The organism is Streptomyces sp. ITFR-21 (assembly GCF_031844685.1).
GTDB lineage: Bacteria > Actinomycetota > Actinomycetes > Streptomycetales > Streptomycetaceae > Actinacidiphila.
This window is the reverse complement of the sequence record NZ_CP134605.1, coordinates 1228582-1247984: the sequence shown is the minus strand read 5'-3', so window position 1 is coordinate 1247984 and position 19403 is coordinate 1228582. Positions and strand designations below refer to the sequence as shown.

Annotated in this window: 14 protein-coding genes; 10 read left to right on the top strand and 4 right to left on the bottom strand. The window is 74.3% G+C overall.

Features of this window, described 5'->3' with window-relative positions; genetic code table 11:
* Positions 1 to 120 precede the first annotated feature (120 nt).
* Complete coding sequence (locus RLT57_RS05580; RefSeq protein WP_399128087.1) at positions 121 to 1443, top strand: lytic transglycosylase domain-containing protein; 1323 nt, start codon at positions 121 to 123, stop codon at positions 1441 to 1443.
* A 40-nt stretch (positions 1444 to 1483) separates the two neighbouring features.
* Here the strand turns inward: RLT57_RS05580 and RLT57_RS05575 are convergent, their stop codons facing one another.
* Both RLT57_RS05575 and RLT57_RS05570 read right to left on the bottom strand, forming a co-directional pair.
* Positions 1484 to 4381 (bottom strand): ATP-dependent RNA helicase, encoded by a 2898-nt coding sequence (locus tag RLT57_RS05575; RefSeq protein WP_399129770.1) that lies wholly within the window; start codon positions 4379 to 4381, stop codon positions 1484 to 1486.
* Positions 4382 to 4598: 217 nt separating this feature from the next.
* Positions 4599 to 5423, bottom strand: coding sequence for a class I SAM-dependent methyltransferase (locus RLT57_RS05570; protein ID WP_311296245.1), 825 nt, complete (start codon positions 5421 to 5423; stop codon positions 4599 to 4601).
* A gap of 284 nt (positions 5424 to 5707) precedes the next feature.
* Here RLT57_RS05570 and rpsA point away from each other — a divergent pair, with 284 nt between their 5' ends.
* The 4 genes from rpsA to RLT57_RS05550 all read left to right on the top strand — a co-directional run bounded on the left by rpsA (position 5708) and on the right by RLT57_RS05550 (position 9605).
* Positions 5708 to 7201: a 30S ribosomal protein S1 gene (rpsA, locus tag RLT57_RS05565; RefSeq protein ID WP_311296244.1), complete on the top strand. Its 1494-nt coding sequence runs from the start codon at positions 5708 to 5710 to the stop codon at positions 7199 to 7201.
* Positions 7202 to 7535: 334 nt separating this feature from the next.
* Positions 7536 to 8471, top strand: a complete 936-nt coding sequence (locus RLT57_RS05560) for a PAC2 family protein (RefSeq protein ID WP_311296243.1) — start codon at positions 7536 to 7538, stop codon at positions 8469 to 8471.
* Between the two features lie 43 nt (positions 8472 to 8514).
* Complete coding sequence (coaE, locus tag RLT57_RS05555; RefSeq protein ID WP_311296242.1) at positions 8515 to 9108, top strand: dephospho-CoA kinase; 594 nt, start codon at positions 8515 to 8517, stop codon at positions 9106 to 9108.
* A 131-nt stretch (positions 9109 to 9239) separates the two neighbouring features.
* Positions 9240 to 9605 carry a tetratricopeptide repeat protein gene (locus RLT57_RS05550; protein WP_311296241.1) on the top strand — a complete coding sequence of 122 codons (366 nt, stop codon included), beginning with the start codon at positions 9240 to 9242 and terminating at the stop codon, positions 9603 to 9605.
* A 238-nt stretch (positions 9606 to 9843) separates the two neighbouring features.
* On the opposite strand, the gene RLT57_RS05545 is transcribed toward RLT57_RS05550, so the two are convergent.
* Positions 9844 to 10371 carry a methylated-DNA--[protein]-cysteine S-methyltransferase gene (locus tag RLT57_RS05545; RefSeq protein WP_311296240.1) on the bottom strand — a complete coding sequence of 176 codons (528 nt, stop codon included), beginning with the start codon at positions 10369 to 10371 and terminating at the stop codon, positions 9844 to 9846.
* A 96-nt stretch (positions 10372 to 10467) separates the two neighbouring features.
* Here RLT57_RS05545 and uvrB point away from each other — a divergent pair, with 96 nt between their 5' ends.
* The 5 genes from uvrB (at position 10468) to RLT57_RS05520 (ending at position 18305) form a co-directional block, all read left to right on the top strand.
* Positions 10468 to 12564 carry an excinuclease ABC subunit UvrB gene (uvrB, locus tag RLT57_RS05540; protein ID WP_311296239.1) on the top strand — a complete coding sequence of 699 codons (2097 nt, stop codon included), beginning with the start codon at positions 10468 to 10470 and terminating at the stop codon, positions 12562 to 12564.
* A 168-nt stretch (positions 12565 to 12732) separates the two neighbouring features.
* Complete coding sequence (locus RLT57_RS05535) at positions 12733 to 13311, top strand: TerD family protein (RefSeq protein WP_311296238.1); 579 nt, start codon at positions 12733 to 12735, stop codon at positions 13309 to 13311.
* A 105-nt stretch (positions 13312 to 13416) separates the two neighbouring features.
* Entirely contained in the window at positions 13417 to 15879 is a 2463-nt protein-coding gene (locus RLT57_RS05530) for a TerD family protein (protein ID WP_399129768.1), read from the top strand.
* 317 nt (positions 15880 to 16196) lie between these two features.
* The gene (locus RLT57_RS05525; RefSeq protein WP_311296236.1) at positions 16197 to 17180 is read left to right on the top strand and encodes a TerC family protein; all 984 of its coding nucleotides are present in this window, start codon (positions 16197 to 16199) and stop codon (positions 17178 to 17180) included.
* Positions 17181 to 17288: 108 nt separating this feature from the next.
* A complete protein-coding gene (locus RLT57_RS05520) occupies positions 17289 to 18305 on the top strand; it encodes a cytochrome c oxidase assembly protein (RefSeq protein WP_311300587.1) in 1017 nt (338 codons plus the stop codon).
* Between the two features lie 270 nt (positions 18306 to 18575).
* Here the strand turns inward: RLT57_RS05520 and RLT57_RS05515 are convergent, their stop codons facing one another.
* Positions 18576 to 19232, bottom strand: coding sequence for an MBL fold metallo-hydrolase (locus RLT57_RS05515; protein WP_311296235.1), 657 nt, complete (start codon positions 19230 to 19232; stop codon positions 18576 to 18578).
* Positions 19233 to 19403: the final 171 nt, after the last annotated feature.

Below are 19403 nucleotides of genomic sequence, written 5' to 3'. Positions count from 1 at the left end.
GCCGGTTCATACCCTGTGTATGGCCCGAAGCCTGTGGTCGGGGACATGAAGTTGCCGTAGGGTCAATCGAGTTGTCGCGCCGGGACGCGCGCGCATCTCGTACGTGGGAGGGACCGCGATATGTCGGCGCGGCGGTACGGCCGAAAGCTTCGCAGGACAGCGGCGGGAACGGCGGTGGCCGCTGCGGCCATGGCCGCGCTCAGCGCGTCACAGGGCCCCGGGTTCTTCCCGGTGGCCCACGCGCACGCCGCGGCACCGGACCGGCAGGAGATCGCCGAGACACCCCCGGCCGGTCCGCAGATCGACGGCGGCTCGCCGTACACCACCGAGCTGCCGCCGCTGAACACGCCCACCGGGCCGTTCGCGCCGGCCACGCCGACCGGTACGCCCGGTGGCGGCGCGATCGTGGCGGTGCCCGGCGGCACGAGCCTGCCGACGACGGTGCTGGACGCCTACCAGCGCGCGCAGGCCGCCCTCGCCGAGAGCGACCCCGGCTGCCACCTGCCCTGGCAGCTCCTCGCGGCCATCGGCCAGGTGGAGTCGGGGCAGGCCCGCGGCGGCGCGGTCGACGCCAACGGCACCACGTACGCGCCGATCCTCGGTCCGGTCCTCGACGGCAACGGCTTCGCGAACATCAGCGACACCGACGGCGGCGCCTTCGACGGCGACCCGGTGCACGACCGGGCGGTCGGACCGATGCAGTTCATACCCTCCACCTGGGAGCGGTGGGGCGCGGACGGTAACGGCGACGGGGTCAGCAGCCCCAACAACGTCTACGACGCCGCGCTGGCCGCCGCCCACTACCTGTGCGCCGACGGCCGCGACCTGGCCGTACCGGCCGACCTGGACCGGGCGATCCTGGGCTACAACAATTCGCAGGACTACCTGAACCTGGTCAGGGCCTGGTACGAGCACTTCCTGGCGGGCGGCGCCGTCTCGGTGCCGGACCGCTCCGGCGCGCCCGGCCCCGGCGCCACCCCGCCGCCGAACACCCCGGCCCCGTCCGCGAGCCCGTCGCCGTCGCCGTCGGCGTCCGCCAGCCCCTCGCCGACGCCGTCGCTCCCGGCCGGGGGCTCGGTCTCCCCCTCGCCGAGCACGTCGCCGACCGCCGACCCCACCGGCACGCCGACCGGCGACCCCACCACGGGCGAGCCGACGACCGGGACGCCCGCGCCGACGACCGGGACGCCCGAGCCGACGACCGGGACGCCCGCGCCGAGCGACTCGCCGACCGGCACCCCGACGACGCCCGGGTGCCCCACGGACACCGCGACGCCGACCCCGACCGACAGCGTCTCGCCGTCGCCCACCGACACCGCGACGCCCGCCGGCACTCCGACCCCCGACCCGTGCGCCACCGACACCCCGACCGACGGCCCCACGCCGTCGCCGAGCGGTACTGCGGGCGAGGTCACCGGGCCCGCCGCGACCGCCGGGGTCTGAGGACCGCGAAGCCGCCGGCCGGGCGGGTGGGGCGGCGCCCTCAGCGGCGCCGCACGGCGGTGTGCCGGGTCGGCGCCGCCGCCGAAGGGTCCTCCGGCCAGGGGTGCCGGGGGTAGCGGCCACGCAGCTCCGCCCGTACCGCCCGGTAGCCCTCACGCCAGAAGGACGCCAGGTCCGCGGTCACCGCCGCGGGCCGCCCGGCCGGCGACAGCAGATGCACCAGCACCGGTACGCCCGCGACCCGCGGGGTCTCCCGCAGCCCGAACAGCTCCTGGAGCTTGACGGCCAGTACGGGCTGCTCACCGCTGTAGTCGAGCCGGATCCGGGAACCGCTGGGCACCTCCAGCCGCTCCGGGGCGAGCCGGTCGAACCGCGCGGCGTCGCCACTCGCCCACGGCAGTAGCCGGGTCAGCGCGGCGCCCGCGTCCACCCGCTCCAGGTCGGCCCGGCGGCGGGCGGTGGCCAGCTCCGGGCCCAGCCACTCCTCGGCCCGTGCCAGCAGCGTGTCCTCCGCCACGTCCGGCCACGGCTCACCCAGCACCCGGTGCAGGAACGCCGCGCGCTCCCGTACGCCCTGGGCGTCGCGCGACCAGCGCAGCAGGCCGGTGCCCTCCGCGCGCAACCCCTCGGCGAGTGCCGCCCGCAGCGCCGCCGGGTCCGGCCGCCGCAGCGGCGCCGCCGCCAGCTCCACGGCGCCCAGCCGCTCCACCCGCCGCGCCACCACGTCGCCGTCCCGCCAGCGGACCTCCTCGTAACCGGCCAGCAGCCCGCCGGCCGCGGCCCGCGCGGTCCCCTCGTCTATCACCGCCGCGACCCGTACCCGCGCCGCCGCCTTCCCGATCCCGCGGTCGGCGACCGCCACCGCGATCCACTCCGCCTCGCCGAGACCGCCCCCGACCTCGGCGGCGGTCCCGCCGACCATCAGGTACACCCCCGGTCCGCGCCGCCGCGCCACCCGCTCGGGAAACGCGTACGCGACCACCAGCCCGGCGGCGGCGTCATCCGTGAGACCGTCGCCCTCCCGACCGCGGTTCGGCGCGCTGCCGCCGCCGCTCCCGGCGTGGCCCGCGGGTCCGTTGCCGGTCCGCCCGCCGCGATGGGTTCGCCGGCTGTCGGCGGGTTCGTCGCGGCCGGTCGCCGGGTCGTCTCGCGGGCCGCCGCCCTCGTCGCCACCGTCGCCACCGCCGCCACCGCAGCCACCGCGCCTCGCGGGCTCGTCGACGGTTCGCGCGCCGTGGCGTGTCCGCTGCCCACTGGTCGGTTCGGCGTCGACGCGGTGCCCGTCGCCCCGCCCGCCGTCGTCGCCGGGGACGTCGCCGGGAACGTCGCCGGGGACGTCGCCGGGAACGTCGCCGTCCTGCCCGCCGCCTTGCCGCCCGTTCTCGGCGCGGCCGGCGCCGCTGTGCCTGCCGCCGTCAGGCCCGCCGCCGTCCCGCTCCTCGTCCGCGCGCAGCGCCGACTCCAGGCGTCGCGCCTCCGCCCGCCAGCGCGCCGCGTAGGGGTCGGAGGCCCGCCGCGCCGTGTGCCAGGCCGCGGTCAGGTCAGGGCCGTAGGAGGTGGGCAGCTCCTCGGAGAGCAGGGCGGTGATGTCGGCGGCGCGGGCCGGGCCCGCGGCCGGGGCGGCGTCCAGGAGGGCGCGGGCGAGCCGGGGGTGCAGGCCGAGCCGGGTGAGCCGGCGGCCCCGGGGGGTGGCGCGGCCCGCCGCGTCGACGGCGCCGAGGCCGAGCAGGGTCGCCCGCGCGCCGGCCAGCGCGCCCGGCGGCGGGGCGTCGAGCAGGGCCAGGCCGGCCGCGTCCGGGTCACCCCAGCAGGCGGTCTGCAGCGCGAAACCGGTGAGGTCGGCGAGCGCGATCTCGGGCGCGGGCCTGGCCGGCAGCCGCAGGTGCTCGGCCTCGGTCCAGCAGCGGTAGACCGTGCCGGGCGCCTCGCGTCCGGCACGCCCGGCCCGCTGGTCGGCGGCGGCCCGCGACGCCCTGACCGTGGCGAGCGCGCCGAGCCCGCGGGCGTGGTCCATCCGCGGCTCGCGGGCCAGCCCGCCGTCCACCACGGCCCGCACCCCGGGCACGGTCAGGCTGGACTCGGCCACCGACGTCGCCAGCAGCACCCGCCGCCGCTCCCCGGGCGCGAGCGCCGCGTCCTGTACGGCGGCCGGCGCCCGCCCGTGCAGTTGCAGGACGTCCACTCCCGTGCCGCCCAGCATCCCCGCTACCCGGGCGATCTCCCCGGTACCTGGCAGGAAGCACAGCACGTCGCCGTCCCGCTCCCGCAGCGCCCGCCGTACGGTGGCCGCCACGTGCTCCAGCAGCGCCGGGTCGACCCGCATGCCGTGCGGCGGGCGCACCGGCCGGGGCGGCGGCGCCCACCGCACGTCCACCGGGTGCAGCACGCCCTCGGCCGCCACCACGGGCGCGCCGCCGAGCAGCGCAGCCCAGGCCGCGGTGTCGGTGGTGGCGGACGCGGCCACCAGCCGCAGCTCCGGCCGCAGCAGGGTCCGTACGTCCAGCAGGAACGCCATCGCGGTGTCGGCGTCCAGGTGCCGCTCGTGGCACTCGTCCAGGATCACCGTGCCGATCCCGGCCAGCTCGGGGTCGCGCTGGAGGCGTTGCAGCAGCACGCCGGTGGTGACCACCTCCACGGTGGTGCGGGCCGACACCCGGCGCTCGCCGCGCACGGTGAAGCCGACCGTGCCGCCGACCGGTTCGCCCAGCAGCCACGCCATCCGGCGGGCGGCGGCCCGCGCAGCCATCCGCCGCGGCTCGGCCACCAGCACCCGCCCGCCGGTGGCTTCGGCGATCAGCAGCGGCACCAGGGTGGTCTTGCCGGTGCCAGGCGGCGCCGACAGCACCGCGCACCCGGGTGAGCCGAGTGCGGCCAGCAGCGCGGGCACTGCCGAGGCGACCGGCAGCGCCAGGCCCTCGGCACGTAGGGCTCGGCCGATCCCGCCGATCCCGCCGATCCCGTCGGCGCCGCCGCTCACGGGAGCCTCACGCGGCTGCCGCCGGCCGGCCGTTCCCGGTCGCCGCCCCGCGGCGGACGCGCCCAGGGGAGCGCCGCCCCCAACCCCGCCGCCGCCCCCGGATCCGCCGCCGGGGCCGGCGCGGCGCCGCCCCGGCCGGGCCCCGAACCGGTGAGCCCCCGCGGCCCGGTCCGCCGGCTCACTCCGCCACGCAGACGAAGATCGCGGTGCCCGGCAGCAGGGCGCCGCGCAGCGGCGACCAGCCGCCCCATTCCTGGTCGTTCCACGCCGGCCACTCCGGCTCCACCAGATCCACCAGCCGTAGCCCGGCCGCGGCGATCTCGCGTATCCGGTCGCCCAGGGTGCGGTGGTGCTCGACGTAGACGGCCAGGCCCCGCTCGTCCTGCTCGACGTACGGGGTGCGGTCGAAGTAGGAGGCGACCGCGGTCAGCCCCTCCCGGCCCGGCTCGTCGGGAAAGGCCCAGCGCACCGGGTGGGTGACGGAGAAGACCCAGCGCCCGCCGGGCCGCAGCACCCGCCGTACCTCCCGCTGCACCCGCGCGGTGTCCGCGATGAACGGCAGCGCGCCGTACGCGGAGCACGCGAGGTCGAAGGAGGCGTCGGCGAAGGGCAGCGCTCCCGCGTCGGCCTGCACCAGCCGCAGCGGGCCGCCCGCGGCCGGCACCTCCTCGTCGATCCGCCGGGCGTGCTGCAACTGGCGCCGGGACAGGTCGAGGGCGACCGGGTGGGCGCCGTGCGCGGCCAGCCAGCGCGAGCACTGGGCGGCGCCGGCGCCGATCTCCAGCACCGCCCGGCCCTTGAGCCCCGCGACCGGGCCCAGCAGCCCGGCGTCCGCCTCGTCCAGACCCTCCGGGCCCCAGACGAACCGGGCGTCGCCCAGGAAGTCGCCGTGCTCCAGCTGGTAGTCGTCCGCGTTGCGGTCCCACCAGTGGCGGTTGGCCCGGCTGCTCTCCGTTCCTCCGGCAATACGACGGGTAGCTTCGGGTTCGGGTGCTTGGATCATCGCGGCAGTCGTCGTACTCTCTGAAGGGACCTGTGGGCGGGTGGCTTGCGCCGGTTCGGTCTGTTACGTGCGTGGTGCGCTCTTCGTGCATTGACCGTGCACGGCTGCCCCCGTATGCTACAAGTTGCGCTGCGAGCCTGCGCGCCTCAGACCTAGCAGGCCGCGCTCGAGACTGTCGCATACCCCGCGGGCCTCAACGGCTGTCCGGCATTCGGCAGGAGCGAAAAGGGTTCCCGGCGTAGCAGTACCTACGACTTACTGTCCGTACCGGAGTCCTTTCCCTAATGACGAGCAGCACCGAGGCCCCTCGTACCACCCCGCAGGTGGCGGTCAACGACATCGGCAACGAGGAAGCCTTCCTCGCGGCGATCGACGAGACGATCAAGTACTTCAACGACGGCGACATCGTCGACGGCGTCATCGTGAAGGTCGACCGGGACGAGGTCCTGCTCGACATCGGTTACAAGACCGAAGGCGTCATTCCCTCTCGCGAGCTCTCCATCAAGCACGATGTCGACCCCAACGAGGTCGTCGCCGTGGGCGATGAGATCGAGGCGCTGGTCCTTCAGAAGGAGGACAAGGAGGGACGCCTGATCCTCTCGAAGAAGCGCGCGCAGTACGAACGCGCGTGGGGCACGATCGAGAAGATCAAGGAAGAGGACGGCATCGTCACCGGTACCGTCATCGAGGTCGTCAAGGGCGGTCTCATCCTCGACATCGGCCTGCGCGGCTTCCTGCCCGCCTCGCTCGTGGAGATGCGCCGGGTGCGCGACCTCCAGCCCTACGTGGGCAAGGAGCTCGAGGCGAAGATCATCGAGCTGGACAAGAACCGCAACAACGTGGTCCTGTCCCGCCGTGCCTGGCTGGAGCAGACCCAGAGCGAGGTCCGGCAGACCTTCCTCACCACCCTGCAGAAGGGTCAGGTGCGCTCCGGCGTCGTCTCCTCCATCGTCAACTTCGGCGCGTTCGTGGACCTCGGCGGTGTCGACGGTCTGGTGCACGTCTCGGAGCTGTCCTGGAAGCACATCGACCACCCCTCCGAGGTCGTCGAGGTCGGCCAGGAGGTCACGGTCGAGGTGCTGGACGTCGACATGGACCGCGAGCGGGTCTCGCTGTCGCTGAAGGCGACCCAGGAGGACCCGTGGCAGCAGTTCGCCCGGACCCACCAGATCGGGCAGGTCGTCCCCGGCAAGGTCACCAAGCTCGTCCCGTTCGGCGCGTTCGTCCGGGTGGACGAGGGCATCGAGGGCCTGGTCCACATCTCCGAGCTGGCCGAGCGCCACGTGGAGATCCCGGAGCAGGTCGTCCAGGTCAACGACGAGATCTTCGTCAAGGTCATCGACATCGACCTGGAGCGCCGCCGCATCTCGCTGTCGCTCAAGCAGGCCAACGAGTCGTTCGGCGCCGACCCGGCCTCGGTCGAGTTCGACCCGACCCTGTACGGCATGGCCGCGTCCTACGACGACCAGGGCAACTACATCTACCCCGAGGGCTTCGACCCCGAGACCAACGACTGGCTCGAGGGGTACGAGAAGCAGCGCGAGGAGTGGGAGGGCCAGTACGCCACCGCCCAGTCCCGCTTCGAGCAGCACCAGGCGCAGGTCATCAAGTCCCGCGAGGCCGACGAGCAGGCGGCGGCCGAAGCCGGCACCGCCGCGCCCGCCCCGGTCTCCGGCGGCGGCTCGTACTCCTCGGAGTCCGAGGACACCTCCGGCGCCCTCGCCTCCGACGAGGCCCTCGCCGCTCTCCGCGAGAAGCTCGCGGGCGGCCAGTCCTGACCCAGGACACCATGCGGTAACCGCGGGCCCGCGCTCCTCACACGAGGGGCGCGGGCCCGCGGTGGTTCCTCTTCTCCGGTCGGTTCCGGACGGTACCGGTCGGTTGCGGACGGTTCTGGTGGTTCTGGTGGTTGCGCACGGTTCCGGACGGACCTGCGGGCCCGCCGACCGTCCGCCGCCCCCCCCCGGTCCCGCCCCGGCACCGGCAACCGTGCTCCGGCACCGGCAATCCGGCGCCCGGAAACCGGGGAAGACCCCGCCCGCCGCGCGGCGGACGGGGAATGGCGAGCCCGTTCCGTTCGTTGGGTGTGACAGATAGCGAGGAGGACGCACCGTGTTGGATCCGCAGGGACTGTACGAGTACGTGCCGGGCGGGGCCGAAGCCGTCGACGAAGCGGTAGGGGACACCGGGCCCGTACTGCTGTACTACTTCGAGGGCTACATGGACGCCGGAGAGACCGGCGAGCAGGTCACCCGCCAACTGCTGGACCGCCTCGACAACCAGCTGATCGCCAGTTTCGACGCGGACCGCCTGGTCGACTACCGGGCGCGGCGCCCGCTGATGACCTTCGAGCGGGACCACTTCTCCGCGTACGAGCCGCCGGAGATCGACCTCTACCTGGTCCGGGACAGTACCGGCACCCCCTTCCTGCTGCTCGTCGGCTCCGAGCCGGACGTGGAGTGGGAACGTTTCACCGCCGCCGTGCTGCAGGTCGTCGAGCGCCTCGGGGTGCGGCTCGCCATCAACTTCCACGGCATCCCGATGGGCGTCCCGCACACCCGCCCGGTGGGCGTGACCCCGCACGGCAACCGGGTCGACCTGATGCCCGGCCACCGTGCCTGGTTCGACGAGGCCCAGGTGCCCGGCAGCGCCGCCGCCCTGCTGGAGCTGCGGCTGGCCGAGGCAGGCCGCGACGTCCTCGGTGTGGCCGCCCACGTACCGCACTACCTGGCCCGCTCCCCGTACCCGGACGCGGCGCTGGCCGTGCTGGAGACCATCACCGCCGCCACCGGCCTGGTGCTGCCCGAGATCGCGCACGCGCTGCGCAACGAGGCGCACACCGTCCGGCTGGAGATCGACCGCCAGGTCGCCGAGGGCGACAGCGAGCTGGTCTCGGTGGTGCGCGGTCTGGAGAGCCAGTACGACGCGGTGACCGGCGCGCAGAGCCGGGAGAACCTGATCGCCGAGCCCGTCGACCTGCCCTCGGCCGACGACCTCGCCGCCGAGTTCGAACGCTTCCTCGCCGACCGGGAGGACGACGGCCGCTGAGCCGCCCGGCGTCGGCGTGGCCGGCACCCGTAGGCTGTCGGCCATGCTGACAGTGGGGCTGACCGGTGGCATCGGCGCCGGCAAAAGCGAGGTGGCACGGCGGTTCGCGTCGTACGGAGCGGTGCTGATCGACTCCGACCGCATCGCCCGCGAGGTGGTGCGGCCGGGCACCGAAGGGCTGGCCGCGGTGGTCGCCGAGTTCGGGGAGCGGGTGCTGAACCCGGACGGCACCTTGGACCGGGCCGGGCTCGGCGCGATCGTCTTCGCCGACTCCGAGCGCCTCAAGGCGCTCAACGCGATCGTGCACCCGCTGGTCGGCCGCCGTTCCGCGGAGCTGCGGCAGAGCGCCGGCCCCGGCGACATCGTGGTGCACGACGTGCCGCTGCTCGCCGAGAACGGCCTGGCCGCCCGCTACGACCAGGTGGTCGTGGTGGATGTCGACCCGACGACCCAGCTGGACCGGCTGGTCCGGCTGCGCGGCATGACCGAGCACGACGCCCGGGCCCGGATCGCCGCCCAGGCCGGCCGGGAGCAGCGGCTGGCGGTGGCGACCGAGGTGATCGACAACGACGGGCCGCTGGAGGCGCTGGAGCCACAGGTCCGCGCGGTGTGGGAGCGGCTGCGCGCGCTGCTCTGAACGGGCGGGCCGGTGCGGGCGGGCCGGTCACCGGGCTGTCGCGGGCGGCGGAATGCGATTGCCGCCGGGCGTGTTGGGTATGTCTGACCGGACGACTATCGTCACCGTGGCCCGATCCAGGGGAGGCGGCCTTGACCAAACACACCCCCGAAACGCACGTCATCGACTTCCGTGCCGCTGAGCAGCTGCTCGCGGCGCGGGATCCACGCGGCGCCGTAAAGCTCCTCGACCCGGTGATCGCCGCCCATCCGGAGAACACCGCGGCCCGGCTGCTGCGCGCCCGCGCCTTCTTCGCCGCGGCCCAACTGCGGCCGGCCGAGCTGGAGTTCCAGATCGTGCTGGAGCGGGAGCCGGACAACGCGTTCGCGCACTTCGCGCTCGCCCGCACGCTGGAGCGGTCCAACCGCGCCGACGAGGCGCAGCGGCACTTCCGGCTGGCCGCCGCGCTCGACCCGCGCCCGGACTACCTGGCCGCCGCCCGCTTCGCCCCGGGCTGACCTGCTCCGCCCCGGGCTGACCTGCTCCGCCCCGGGCTGATCGGAGCCGACCCGGCTGATCCCGGGCGCGCCGCCGCGCCCGGCGGACGGCGTGCCTCCCGCCGCCGGCCGGCGGCGGTCCGGCGCCCCTGCCCATGGGTGAGGCGGAGGGCATCCGGCGGATCCCCGGCGGGCGGTCGGCCCGCACCCCGGCCCGAGCGGTGGCCGGTCGCCCGTGCGGCGGCACAGCCCCGCGCGGTCAGAACAGCGGCGCCGGCAGCACTCCCTCCAGGGCCAGCAGCGAGCGCTTGATCTCCAGGCCGCCGCCGAAGCCGCCTATGCCGCCGCCGCTCTCGATCACCCGGTGGCACGGCACGACCACCGGCAGCGGGTTGGCGGCCATCGCCACGCCCACCGCGCGGGCCGCGCCCGGCTCGCCCACCCGGTCGGCGAGATCCTGGTAGCTGGCCACCGCCCCGTACGGGACGCCGCCCGCCAGCTCCCGCAGCACCCGCCGGTTGAAGCCGGTGACCAGCGACCAGTCCAGCGGCACCGAGAAGTTCCGCAGGGCGCCCGCGAAGTAGGCGTCGAGCTGCTCGGTGATTGGTGCCAGCCGCTCCCCGTCGGCCACCGGCACACATCCCAGCCGCCGCCCGGCCGACTCCAGGGCGCGCTCCACCACCGCCCCGCCGGCCCGGAAGCACACCAGCGCCAGCCCCTGCCCGGTCCCGCCCACCAGCAGCGGTCCGATCGGCGCGTCCACCACCGTCCACGCGAGTTCCGTCACACCCGAAAGGCTAGGACGCGGGTCCGACAGCGGCCGCGCCGGGGCGCCGGCGGCGGTCCCCGGCCGATTGTCGGCGGCGGGCCGTACGGTTGACTCATGCGGCCCGTATCAGATATCGAACGCAGTGTGGCGCCCTTCGAGGTCGTCAGCCCCTTCCAGCCCAGCGGCGACCAGCCGACCGCCATCGACGACCTCGAAAAGCGCGTCCGCGCGGGTGAGCAGGACGTGGTGCTGCTCGGCGCGACCGGTACGGGCAAGTCCGCGACCACCGCGTGGATGATCGAGCGGCTCCAGCGGCCCACCCTGGTAATGGCGCCGAACAAGACCCTCGCGGCGCAGCTCGCCAACGAGTTCCGGGAGCTGCTGCCCAACAACGCCGTCGAGTACTTCGTCTCCTACTACGACTACTACCAGCCCGAGGCGTACGTCCCGCAGACGGACACCTACATCGAGAAGGACTCCTCCATCAACGAGGAGGTCGAACGGCTGCGGCACTCCGCCACCAACTCGCTGCTGACCCGGCGGGACGTGGTCGTGGTCGCCTCCGTCTCCTGCATCTACGGCCTCGGCACCCCGCAGGAGTACATCGACCGCATGGTCCGGCTCAACGTCGGGGACGTCATCGACCGCGACCAGCTGCTGCGCAGGTTCGTCGACATCCAGTACACCCGCAACGACCTGGCCTTCACCCGCGGCACCTTCCGGGTCCGCGGCGACACCGTGGAGATCTTCCCGGTCTACGAGGAGCTGGCCGTCCGGATCGAGATGTTCGGCGACGAGATCGAGGCGCTCTACACCCTCCACCCGCTGACCGGCGAGGTGATCACCGAGGACCGCCAGATCTACGTCTTCCCCGCCTCGCACTACGTGGCCGGGCCCGAGCGGATGGAGCGGGCCATCGCCGGCATCGAGCAGGAGCTGGAGGCGCAGCTGCCGCTGCTGGAGCGGCAGGGCAAGCTGCTGGAGGCCCAGCGGCTGCGGATGCGCACCACCTACGACATCGAGATGATGCGGCAGATCGGCACCTGCGCCGGCATCGAGAACTACTCGCGGCACATCGACGGCCGCGGGCCCGGCAGCGCGCCCGACACCCTGATCGACTACTTCCCCGAGGACTTCCTGCTGGTCATCGACGAGTCGCACGTCACCGTGCCGCAGATCGGCGCCATGTACGAGGGCGACGCCTCGCGCAAGCGGACCCTGGTCGACCACGGCTTCCGGCTGCCGTCGGCGCTCGACAACCGCCCGCTGAAGTGGGAGGAGTTCCAGGAGCGGGTGGGGCAGACGGTCTACCTGTCCGCGACCCCGGGCACGTACGAGCTGTCCCGCGGCGAGGGCGTGGTGGAGCAGATCATCCGGCCCACCGGCCTGGTCGACCCCGAGGTGGTCGTCAAGCCCACCGAGGGCCAGATCGACGACCTGGTGCACGAGATCCGGCTGCGCACCGAGAAGGACGAGCGGGTCCTGGTCACCACGCTGACCAAGAAGATGTCCGAGGACCTCACCGACTACCTGCTGGAGCTCGGCATCCAGGTCCGCTACCTGCACAGCGACATCGACACGCTGCGCCGGGTGGAGCTGCTGCGGGAGCTGCGGGCCGGTGAGTACGACGTGCTGGTCGGCATCAACCTGCTGCGGGAGGGCCTGGACCTGCCCGAGGTGTCGCTGGTGGCCATCCTCGACGCCGACAAGGAGGGCTTCCTGCGGTCGGGCACCTCGCTGATCCAGACCATCGGCCGCGCCGCCCGCAACGTCTCCGGGCAGGTGCACATGTACGCGGACCGGATCACCCCGGCGATGGCGAAGGCCATCGACGAGACCAACCGGCGCCGGGCGAAGCAGATCGCGTACAACGAGGAGCGGGGCGTGGACCCGCAGCCGCTGCGCAAGAAGATCGCCGGCATCCTGGACTCCTTCGCCCGCGAGGACGCCGACACCGAGGAGCTGCTGGGCTCCGGGCGGCAGCGCTCGCGCGGCAAGGCGCCGGTGCCGGGCCTGTCCGCCAAGGCCGCAGGCAAGCGAGGCGGCGCCGCGCTGCCCGCCGAGGAACTCGCCGATCTCATCGCCCAGCTGACCGAGCAGATGCACGCCGCCGCGGCCGAGCTGCAGTTCGAGGTCGCCGCCCGGCTGCGCGACGAACTGGGCGAACTGAAGAAGGAGCTGCGGCAGATGCGCGAGGTGGGAACGGCGTGACGACGCCTCGGCGGGATGGGCGCGGGGCACCGGGGGTATGCCCCGCGATCCGGCCGTGAACCGGCTGGAATCCGCTGCCGACGAACCGGGAACCCCCCGCGCGGCGTCTTGTTAGGGTGCGGAACACGTACCGCACACGACGGCGTGACGGGTGAGAGGGGACAGCGCGTGACGGTCAATATGACCAAGGGGCAGAAGATCAGCCTGAGCAAGGCCGACGGGGGTTCACTGACCGCGGTCAGGATGGGGCTCGGCTGGCAGGCCGCACCGCGTCGCGGGCTGTTCGGCAGCCGGACCCGGGAGATCGACCTGGACGCCTCCGCGGTCCTCTTCGCCGACAAGCAGCCGGTCGACGTGGTGTTCTTCCGGCACCTCACCAGCGATGACGGCTCGGTCCGGCACACCGGGGACAACGTGGTCGGCGGCGCCGGACAGGGCGGCGACGACGAGTCGATCCTGGTCGACCTGCAGCGGGTTCCGGTGCACGTCGACCAGATCATCTTCACGGTGAACTCCTTCACGGGCCAGACCTTCGCCGAGGTGCAGAACGCGTTCTGCCGGCTGGTGGACGAGACCAACGGCCAGGAGCTCGCCCGGTACACCCTCACCGGCGGCGGCCCGTACACCGCGCAGATCATGGCGAAGGTGCAGCGCGGCCAGGGCGGTTGGTCGATGACCGCGATCGGCGTCCCCGCCAACGGACGCACCTTCCAGGACCTGATTCCGGCCATCCTGCCCGCGCTGTAACGGGCGACCCGGCCGCGGCGACGGCGGCCGGAGCAGACGACCGGTCGGAACGGACGCCCCGGCCGGGACAAGAGAACACGAACAACGGGAACGGGGGCGGTGGACATGACTGCCGAACTGGTCCGCGGGCAGAACCACCCGCTGCCCGGCAGCCGGCTGGAGATCCGGGTATCGGCGGGCACCCCGGTGGTGGCCGCGGTCACCCTCGGGGACGAGCAGGGCCGGGTCGTCGGCGACGCCGGGTGGCTCGCCCATCCCGGCACGCCCACCCTGCCCGGTGTCGAGGTGCCCCGGCAGGCCGCCGCCGACCACCGGCTGGCGCTGGACCTGGGGGCCATGCCGGAGCCGGTGTGCCGGGTGCACGTCCTGCTGGCGCTGCCCGGCAGACGCCAGGGGGCGCCCGCCGACTTCGGCGCCGCCCCCGCCCCGCACCTGTCCGTCACCACGCCCGACGGCACCCCGGCGGCCGGCTTCACCATCACCGGGCTCGGCGCCGAGACGGCCCTGCTGGCGGTGGAGCTGTACCGGCGGGAGGGCGGCTGGAAGGTCCGCGCGGTCGGCCAGGGCTACGCCGGCGGGCTGTCGGCGCTGCTGCTCGACCAGGGGGTGCCGGAGCCGGCCGCGGTCGCCGGGGAGATCTACGCGGCGGTCGAGCGGGAGCAGTCCCGTTCGGTCGCGCTGCCCGGCCCGAGCGCGGCGCCCGCGACCGCGGCGCAGGCAGCGCCCGCGACCGCCGTCCCCGAGCAGCCCGCCGCCCCGACCGCCCCGACCGCCCCGACCGCCCCGACCGCCCCGACCGCCCCGACCGCCCCGACCGCCCCGACCGCCCCGACCGCCCCGACCGCCCCGACCGCCCCGACCGCCCCGACCGCCCCGACCGCCCCGACCGCCCCGACCGCCCCGACCGCCCCGACCGCCCCGACCGCCCCGACCGCCCCGACCGCCCCGACCGCCCCGACCGCCCCGACCGCCCCGACCGCCCCGACCGCCCCGACCGCCCCGACCGCCCCGACCGCCCCGACCGCCCCGACCGCCCCGACCGCCCCGACCGCCCCGACCGCCCCGACCGCCCCGACCGCCCCGACCGCCCCGACCGCCCCGACCGCCCCGACCGCCCCGACCGCCCCGACCGCCCCGACCGCCCCGACCGCCCCGACCGCCCCGACCGCCCCGACCGCCCCGACCGCCCCGACCGCCCCGACCGCCCCGACCGCCCCGACCGCCCCGACCGTGCCGGCTGATTCCCCCGCCGCCGCGTCCGCCGCCGAGGACACCGCCACGGGCATCGACTACCGCCACCCGCGGCGCCGTACCGCCGCTGCCGCCGGGCCGCCGCAGCCCGGGTCCGGCCGGGCCGGGTCGGCCCAGGCCGTTCCGCCCCAGGCGCCGCCGTACCCGGCCCGCCCCGGGCAGGTCCCCCCGGTGCCGGAGTACGAACCGCCCGCCCCGCCCGTGCCCGGCCCGGGAGAGGGCGGCGCCCCGCCGGTCCCGGTGGCCGGCGACGCCGCCGGCTGGACGATGGAGGAGCGGCTGCACAACCAGGTCTGGGGGATGTTCGAGGACCTGACCCGTAGCGTCGCCGCCTACCGCAGCGCCGCGGACTTCGCCCAGTCCCGCTACGAACAGGAGCTGGACCGGCTGCTCGCCGACCCGGCCGCCCGCGGCGGGCCCGCCGCCGAGGCCGCCAGGGACGAGGCGCAGTTCAAGCAGGTCGCGCTGGTCGACCAGGCCAGGGCGGTGCTGGAGCGGGACCTCGCCCAGCTCACCGCCGAGGCCGAGGTGGTCGAACCCGCGCTGCCGACGGCCTTCGCCGGCTGGGAGAACCCGGTGTGGCACGCCTACCGGGTGCCCGCCGAGCCGCCGATGGCCGTACGGCTGGGCAGCCTCACCCTGCCCGAGGCGCCCGAACTGCGAATTCCGCTGCTGGCCCGGCTGCCGCTGGACCGCGGTCTGTGGGTCGACAGCGCCGAGGACCACCGGGCGGCCATGGAGACCGCGGTCGCCATCGCCGCCCGGCTGCTGGCCTCGCACCCGGCCGGCCGCTTCACCGTGGACACCCTGGACCCGGCCGGCTCGGCCACCGCGGCCTTCGCGCCGCTGTACGGCAGCGGCGCCGCGGAGCCCGCGCCGGCGGCCGGTGCCGCCGGGGTGAGCGAGGTGCTGGCCCGGCTGACCGAGCGTGTCGACCTGCTGCAGATGGCGATGCGCGGCGGTGCGGCCGACGCGCTGCCGCCCGGTTTCGACACCGCCGGGCAGCTGCTGGTCGTCAACGAGTTCCCGTACGGCTTCGACGACCGCGCCGTCACCCAGCTGCGCTATCTCGCCGACGAGGGTCCCGCCGCCGGCGTGCACCTGCTGCTGGTCGCCGACCGGGCGGACGCCGAGCAGTACGGGCCGGTGCTCGACCCGCTGTGGCGCTCACTGCTGCGGCTCACCCCGCTGCCCAGCGACCACCTCGCCGACCCCTGGGTCGGACACGCGTGGACCTACGAGCCGGCCCTCGTACCACCGGGCAGCCAGGTGCTCACCCAGGTCCTGCGCCGCCTGGCGGCCGCCCGCTTGACCTAGGGATCTTTCGGGTGGATTTCCGCGGCGTCGGCGGCCCCGGCCCGCACGCCTGCCGCGTTCCCGCCGGTCGGCGGCACACCGCGCCGCCTCCCTCCTCGGCCGCGCACGCGCACGCACCGGACCCCGCTCCCCGACCCGCGCAGATCCACCCGACAGCCGCGAGCCCGCGCCCCGGCCGCTCGCCCCTTTCGGCTGGCTGGCGCAATCCGACCGACCTTTTACCATAAGAAAGCTTTGCCTTGTACATTTGGGACTAATTTTACTCTTCCTTGGTGATTCATGTACCTTTCAAGGACCGACGAATCACCGGAGGATCAGTGGACGTTTCCCTCACCCTCTGGGCGCTCACCATCGCAGGACTGTGTGCCCTGATCGCCACCGACTTCCTCGTCGGCCGCAACCCGCACGACGTGTCCGTGCGGGAGGCCGGCATCTGGACGGTCGTGTGGGTCGCGCTCGCCGGGCTCTTCGGCCTCGGACTGCTGCTCTTCAGCGGCGGCCAGCCGGCCGGGGAGTTCTTCGCCGGATACATCACCGAGAAATCACTCAGCGTCGACAACCTCTTCGTCTTCGTACTGATCATGGCGAAGTTCGCGGTGCCCTCGCAGTACCAGCAGCGGGTGCTGCTGGTCGGCGTGCTGATCGCGCTGGTGCTGCGGACGGTGTTCATCGCGGCCGGCGCCACCATCATCGCCAGCTTCTCCTGGGTGTTCTTCATCTTCGGCGCCTTCCTGATCTGGACCGCGTGGAAGCTGATCAAGGAAGCCCGCGCGGATGAGGAGGAGTCGGAGTTCGAGGAGAACCGGCTGCTCAAAGCGGTCGAGAAGCGGATCCCGTCCACCGACCGCTACCACGACACCCGGCTGTTCGTCACCGAGAACGGCAGGCGGCTGATGACGCCGATGCTGGTGGTGATGCTCGCCATCGGCACCACCGACGTGCTGTTCGCGCTCGACTCGATCCCGGCGATCTTCGGCCTCACCCAGGACCCGTACATCGTGTTCACCGCCAACGCCTTCGCGCTGATGGGGCTGCGGCAGCTGTACTTCCTGATCGGCGGGCTGCTGAAGAAGCTGGTCCACCTGTCGTACGGGCTGTCGGTGATCCTCGGGTTCATCGGCGTGAAACTGGTGCTGCACGCGCTGCACGAGGCCGGGGCGCACGTCCCGGAGATCTCCACCCCGGTCTCCCTCGGGGTGATCGTGCTGGTACTCGGGGTGACGACGGTGACCAGCCTGACGGCCTCCCGCAAGCAGGCCGTGGCCGCCGAGGAGTCCGAGAAGCCGCGGGTCAACGCCTGACCCGCACGTGGACGGCCCCCGCCAGGGGCTAGCGTGGCCCCGATGGGGGTCCCCCCGCCGCACGGCGGGGGAGCGCGGTTCACGTGGAAAGGCGCCGATGTGGCGGGCATTCAGGCTCTCCCCGAGCTGACCGGACCCCGGTTCTTCGACTCCTGGCAGCTCGACGGCTTCGCGCTCGCGGCCGTCCTGCTGCTCGGGGCGGCCTACGCGTACGGGGTGCGCCGCCGGCTGCGCTCCGGGCAGGGCTGGCCGCTGTGGCGTACCGCCGCCTTCTTCGTGCTCGGCCTGGGCACCATGGTCGTCGCCACGATGTCCGCGCTCGCGGTCTACAACCGGGTGCTGTTCTGGCCGGCCGCCGTACAGAACATCCTGCTCGACCTGTTCGCGCCGCTCGGCCTGGCCCTCGGCGACCCGCTCGCGCTCGCCTCGCCGACCGGCCGGCTCCGCCGCGTCTTCGGCTCACAGGCCGCTCGCGCGCTGACGTATCCGCTGGTCAGCTCGGTGCTGGTGCTGGTCTCCGAGCTGACGATCTATTTCACGCCGTACTTCGCCACCGCGCTCGGCAATTCGCCGGTGCGGCAGCTGATGCACCTCCAGCTGCTGCTCACCGGGTGTCTGTTCGTCCTGCCCGTGCTCAGCCGGCAGGAGCTGCTGCCGAGCTGGTGCAGCCATCCGGTACGTGCCGCCCTGGTGTTCTTCGACGGCCTCTTCGACTCGGTGCCCGGCATCGTGGTGATGACCAGCGGCACCACGGTCGCCGGCCGCTGGTACACCGCCCATCCCCGCAGCTGGGGGCCCTCCGTGCCGTACGACCAGAAGCTCGGCGGCGGCCTGATGATCACCCTCGCGGAGCTGGTCGCGCTGCCGTTCCTGCTGCTGGTCTTCCTGGAGTGGTGGCGGGCCGAGCGGGAGCGGACGGCGGTGCTGGACGCCAGGCTGGACCGGGAGGCCGCCGCTGCCGCCGCTGCCCGGCCGGCCGCCGCTGCCCCGGGCCCGGCGGCCCCGGCGGTCGGCGCCCCTCAGGCCGTTCGCGCCGCCGACGTCCCCCTGGAGCCCGGGATGACCCGCCCCTGGTGGGAGACCGACCAGGGTGAGGTCGGCATGCGGATGCGCGGCGAGGGCTGACCACCGCCGGGGGCCCTCCGACGAGGCGGCCGGGGCCGGTCCACCCGACCCGGCCGCGTTGTCAGAGGGTGGGCATAGGCTCGAACCATGCTCCGCCGCACCCCGTCCGCAGGCCCTGAGGCCCGTCGTCGGGATGTCCGCGGTGTCGCGGGGTCCGGCACACGCGTCCGCCAGGTTCCCGTCGCTCGGCGGCGCACCGCGTCGCCTCCCTCCTCCGCCCCGCGGCCGCACGCCTCACCCGCGGGGATCCTGCCGACAGGCCCCGGCCGCTCACCAGCCGCGCTCGCGCCACTCCGCCAGGTGCGGGCGCTCCGCGCCCAGCGTGGTGTCGTCGCCGTGGCCGGGATAGACCCAGGTCTCGTCGGGCAGGACGTCGAAGAGCTTGGCGGTGACACCGTCGAGGAGCGTGGCGAAGGCCACCGGGTCGTCGTGGGTGTTGCCCACGCCGCCCGGGAAGAGGCAGTCGCCGGTGAAGACGTGCGGGTGGCCGTGCGGGTCGTCGTAGACCAGCGCGATGCTGCCCGGGGTGTGGCCGACCAGGTGCCGGGCGGTGAGGGTGACCTCGCCCAGCGTGACGGTGCCGCCGTCGTCGACCAGGACGTCGGTGGGGACGGGGATGCCGGGGGCGTCCGCGCGTCCGGCGTAGGTGCGCGCGCCGGTCGCGGCCACCACGCCGGCCAGGGCCTGCCAGTGGTCGCCGTGCCGATGGGTGGTGACGACCGCGCCGACACCGTCCGCGCCGATGACCTCCAGCAGCACGTCCGGCTCGGCCGCCGCGTCGATCAGCAGCTGCTCGTCGGTGGACCGGCAGCGCAGCACGTACGCGTTGTTGTTCATGGGACCGACCGCCACCTTGGTGATGATCAGGTCCTTCAGCTCGTGCACGTCGGGCGTGCCGCCGACCGTGACCTCTCCCGTGTACGCCATGGCGCCAGCCTAGGGCCTGTCGAGCGCCGCCCCCGGCCACACGATCGGGTGAAGACGGCGGTACCGGCCCTTCAATCGAATGTGCGTGCTATACGCTCGGCGGTGTCGGTGCGGCTGTCGCCGCCCGGAGGCACTGCCCGAGAACGACGCAGGACCGACCGGCACCACCGA

Bases quoted from the DNA above. Each gene is read 5' to 3' on its own strand.
- RLT57_RS05530 (WP_399129768.1), top strand. From the start codon at position 13,417: ATGACTGCCGAACTGGTCCGCGGGCAGAACCACCCGCTGCCCGGCAGC.
- RLT57_RS05570 (WP_311296245.1), bottom strand. From the start codon at position 5,423: ATGATCCAAGCACCCGAACCCGAAGCTACCCGTCGTATTGCCGGAGGA.
- rpsA (WP_311296244.1), top strand. From the start codon at position 5,708: ATGACGAGCAGCACCGAGGCCCCTCGTACCACCCCGCAGGTGGCGGTC.
- uvrB (WP_311296239.1), top strand. From the start codon at position 10,468: ATGCGGCCCGTATCAGATATCGAACGCAGTGTGGCGCCCTTCGAGGTC.
- RLT57_RS05580 (WP_399128087.1), top strand. From the start codon at position 121: ATGTCGGCGCGGCGGTACGGCCGAAAGCTTCGCAGGACAGCGGCGGGA.
- coaE (WP_311296242.1), top strand. From the start codon at position 8,515: ATGCTGACAGTGGGGCTGACCGGTGGCATCGGCGCCGGCAAAAGCGAG.
- RLT57_RS05515 (WP_311296235.1), bottom strand. From the start codon at position 19,232: ATGGCGTACACGGGAGAGGTCACGGTCGGCGGCACGCCCGACGTGCAC.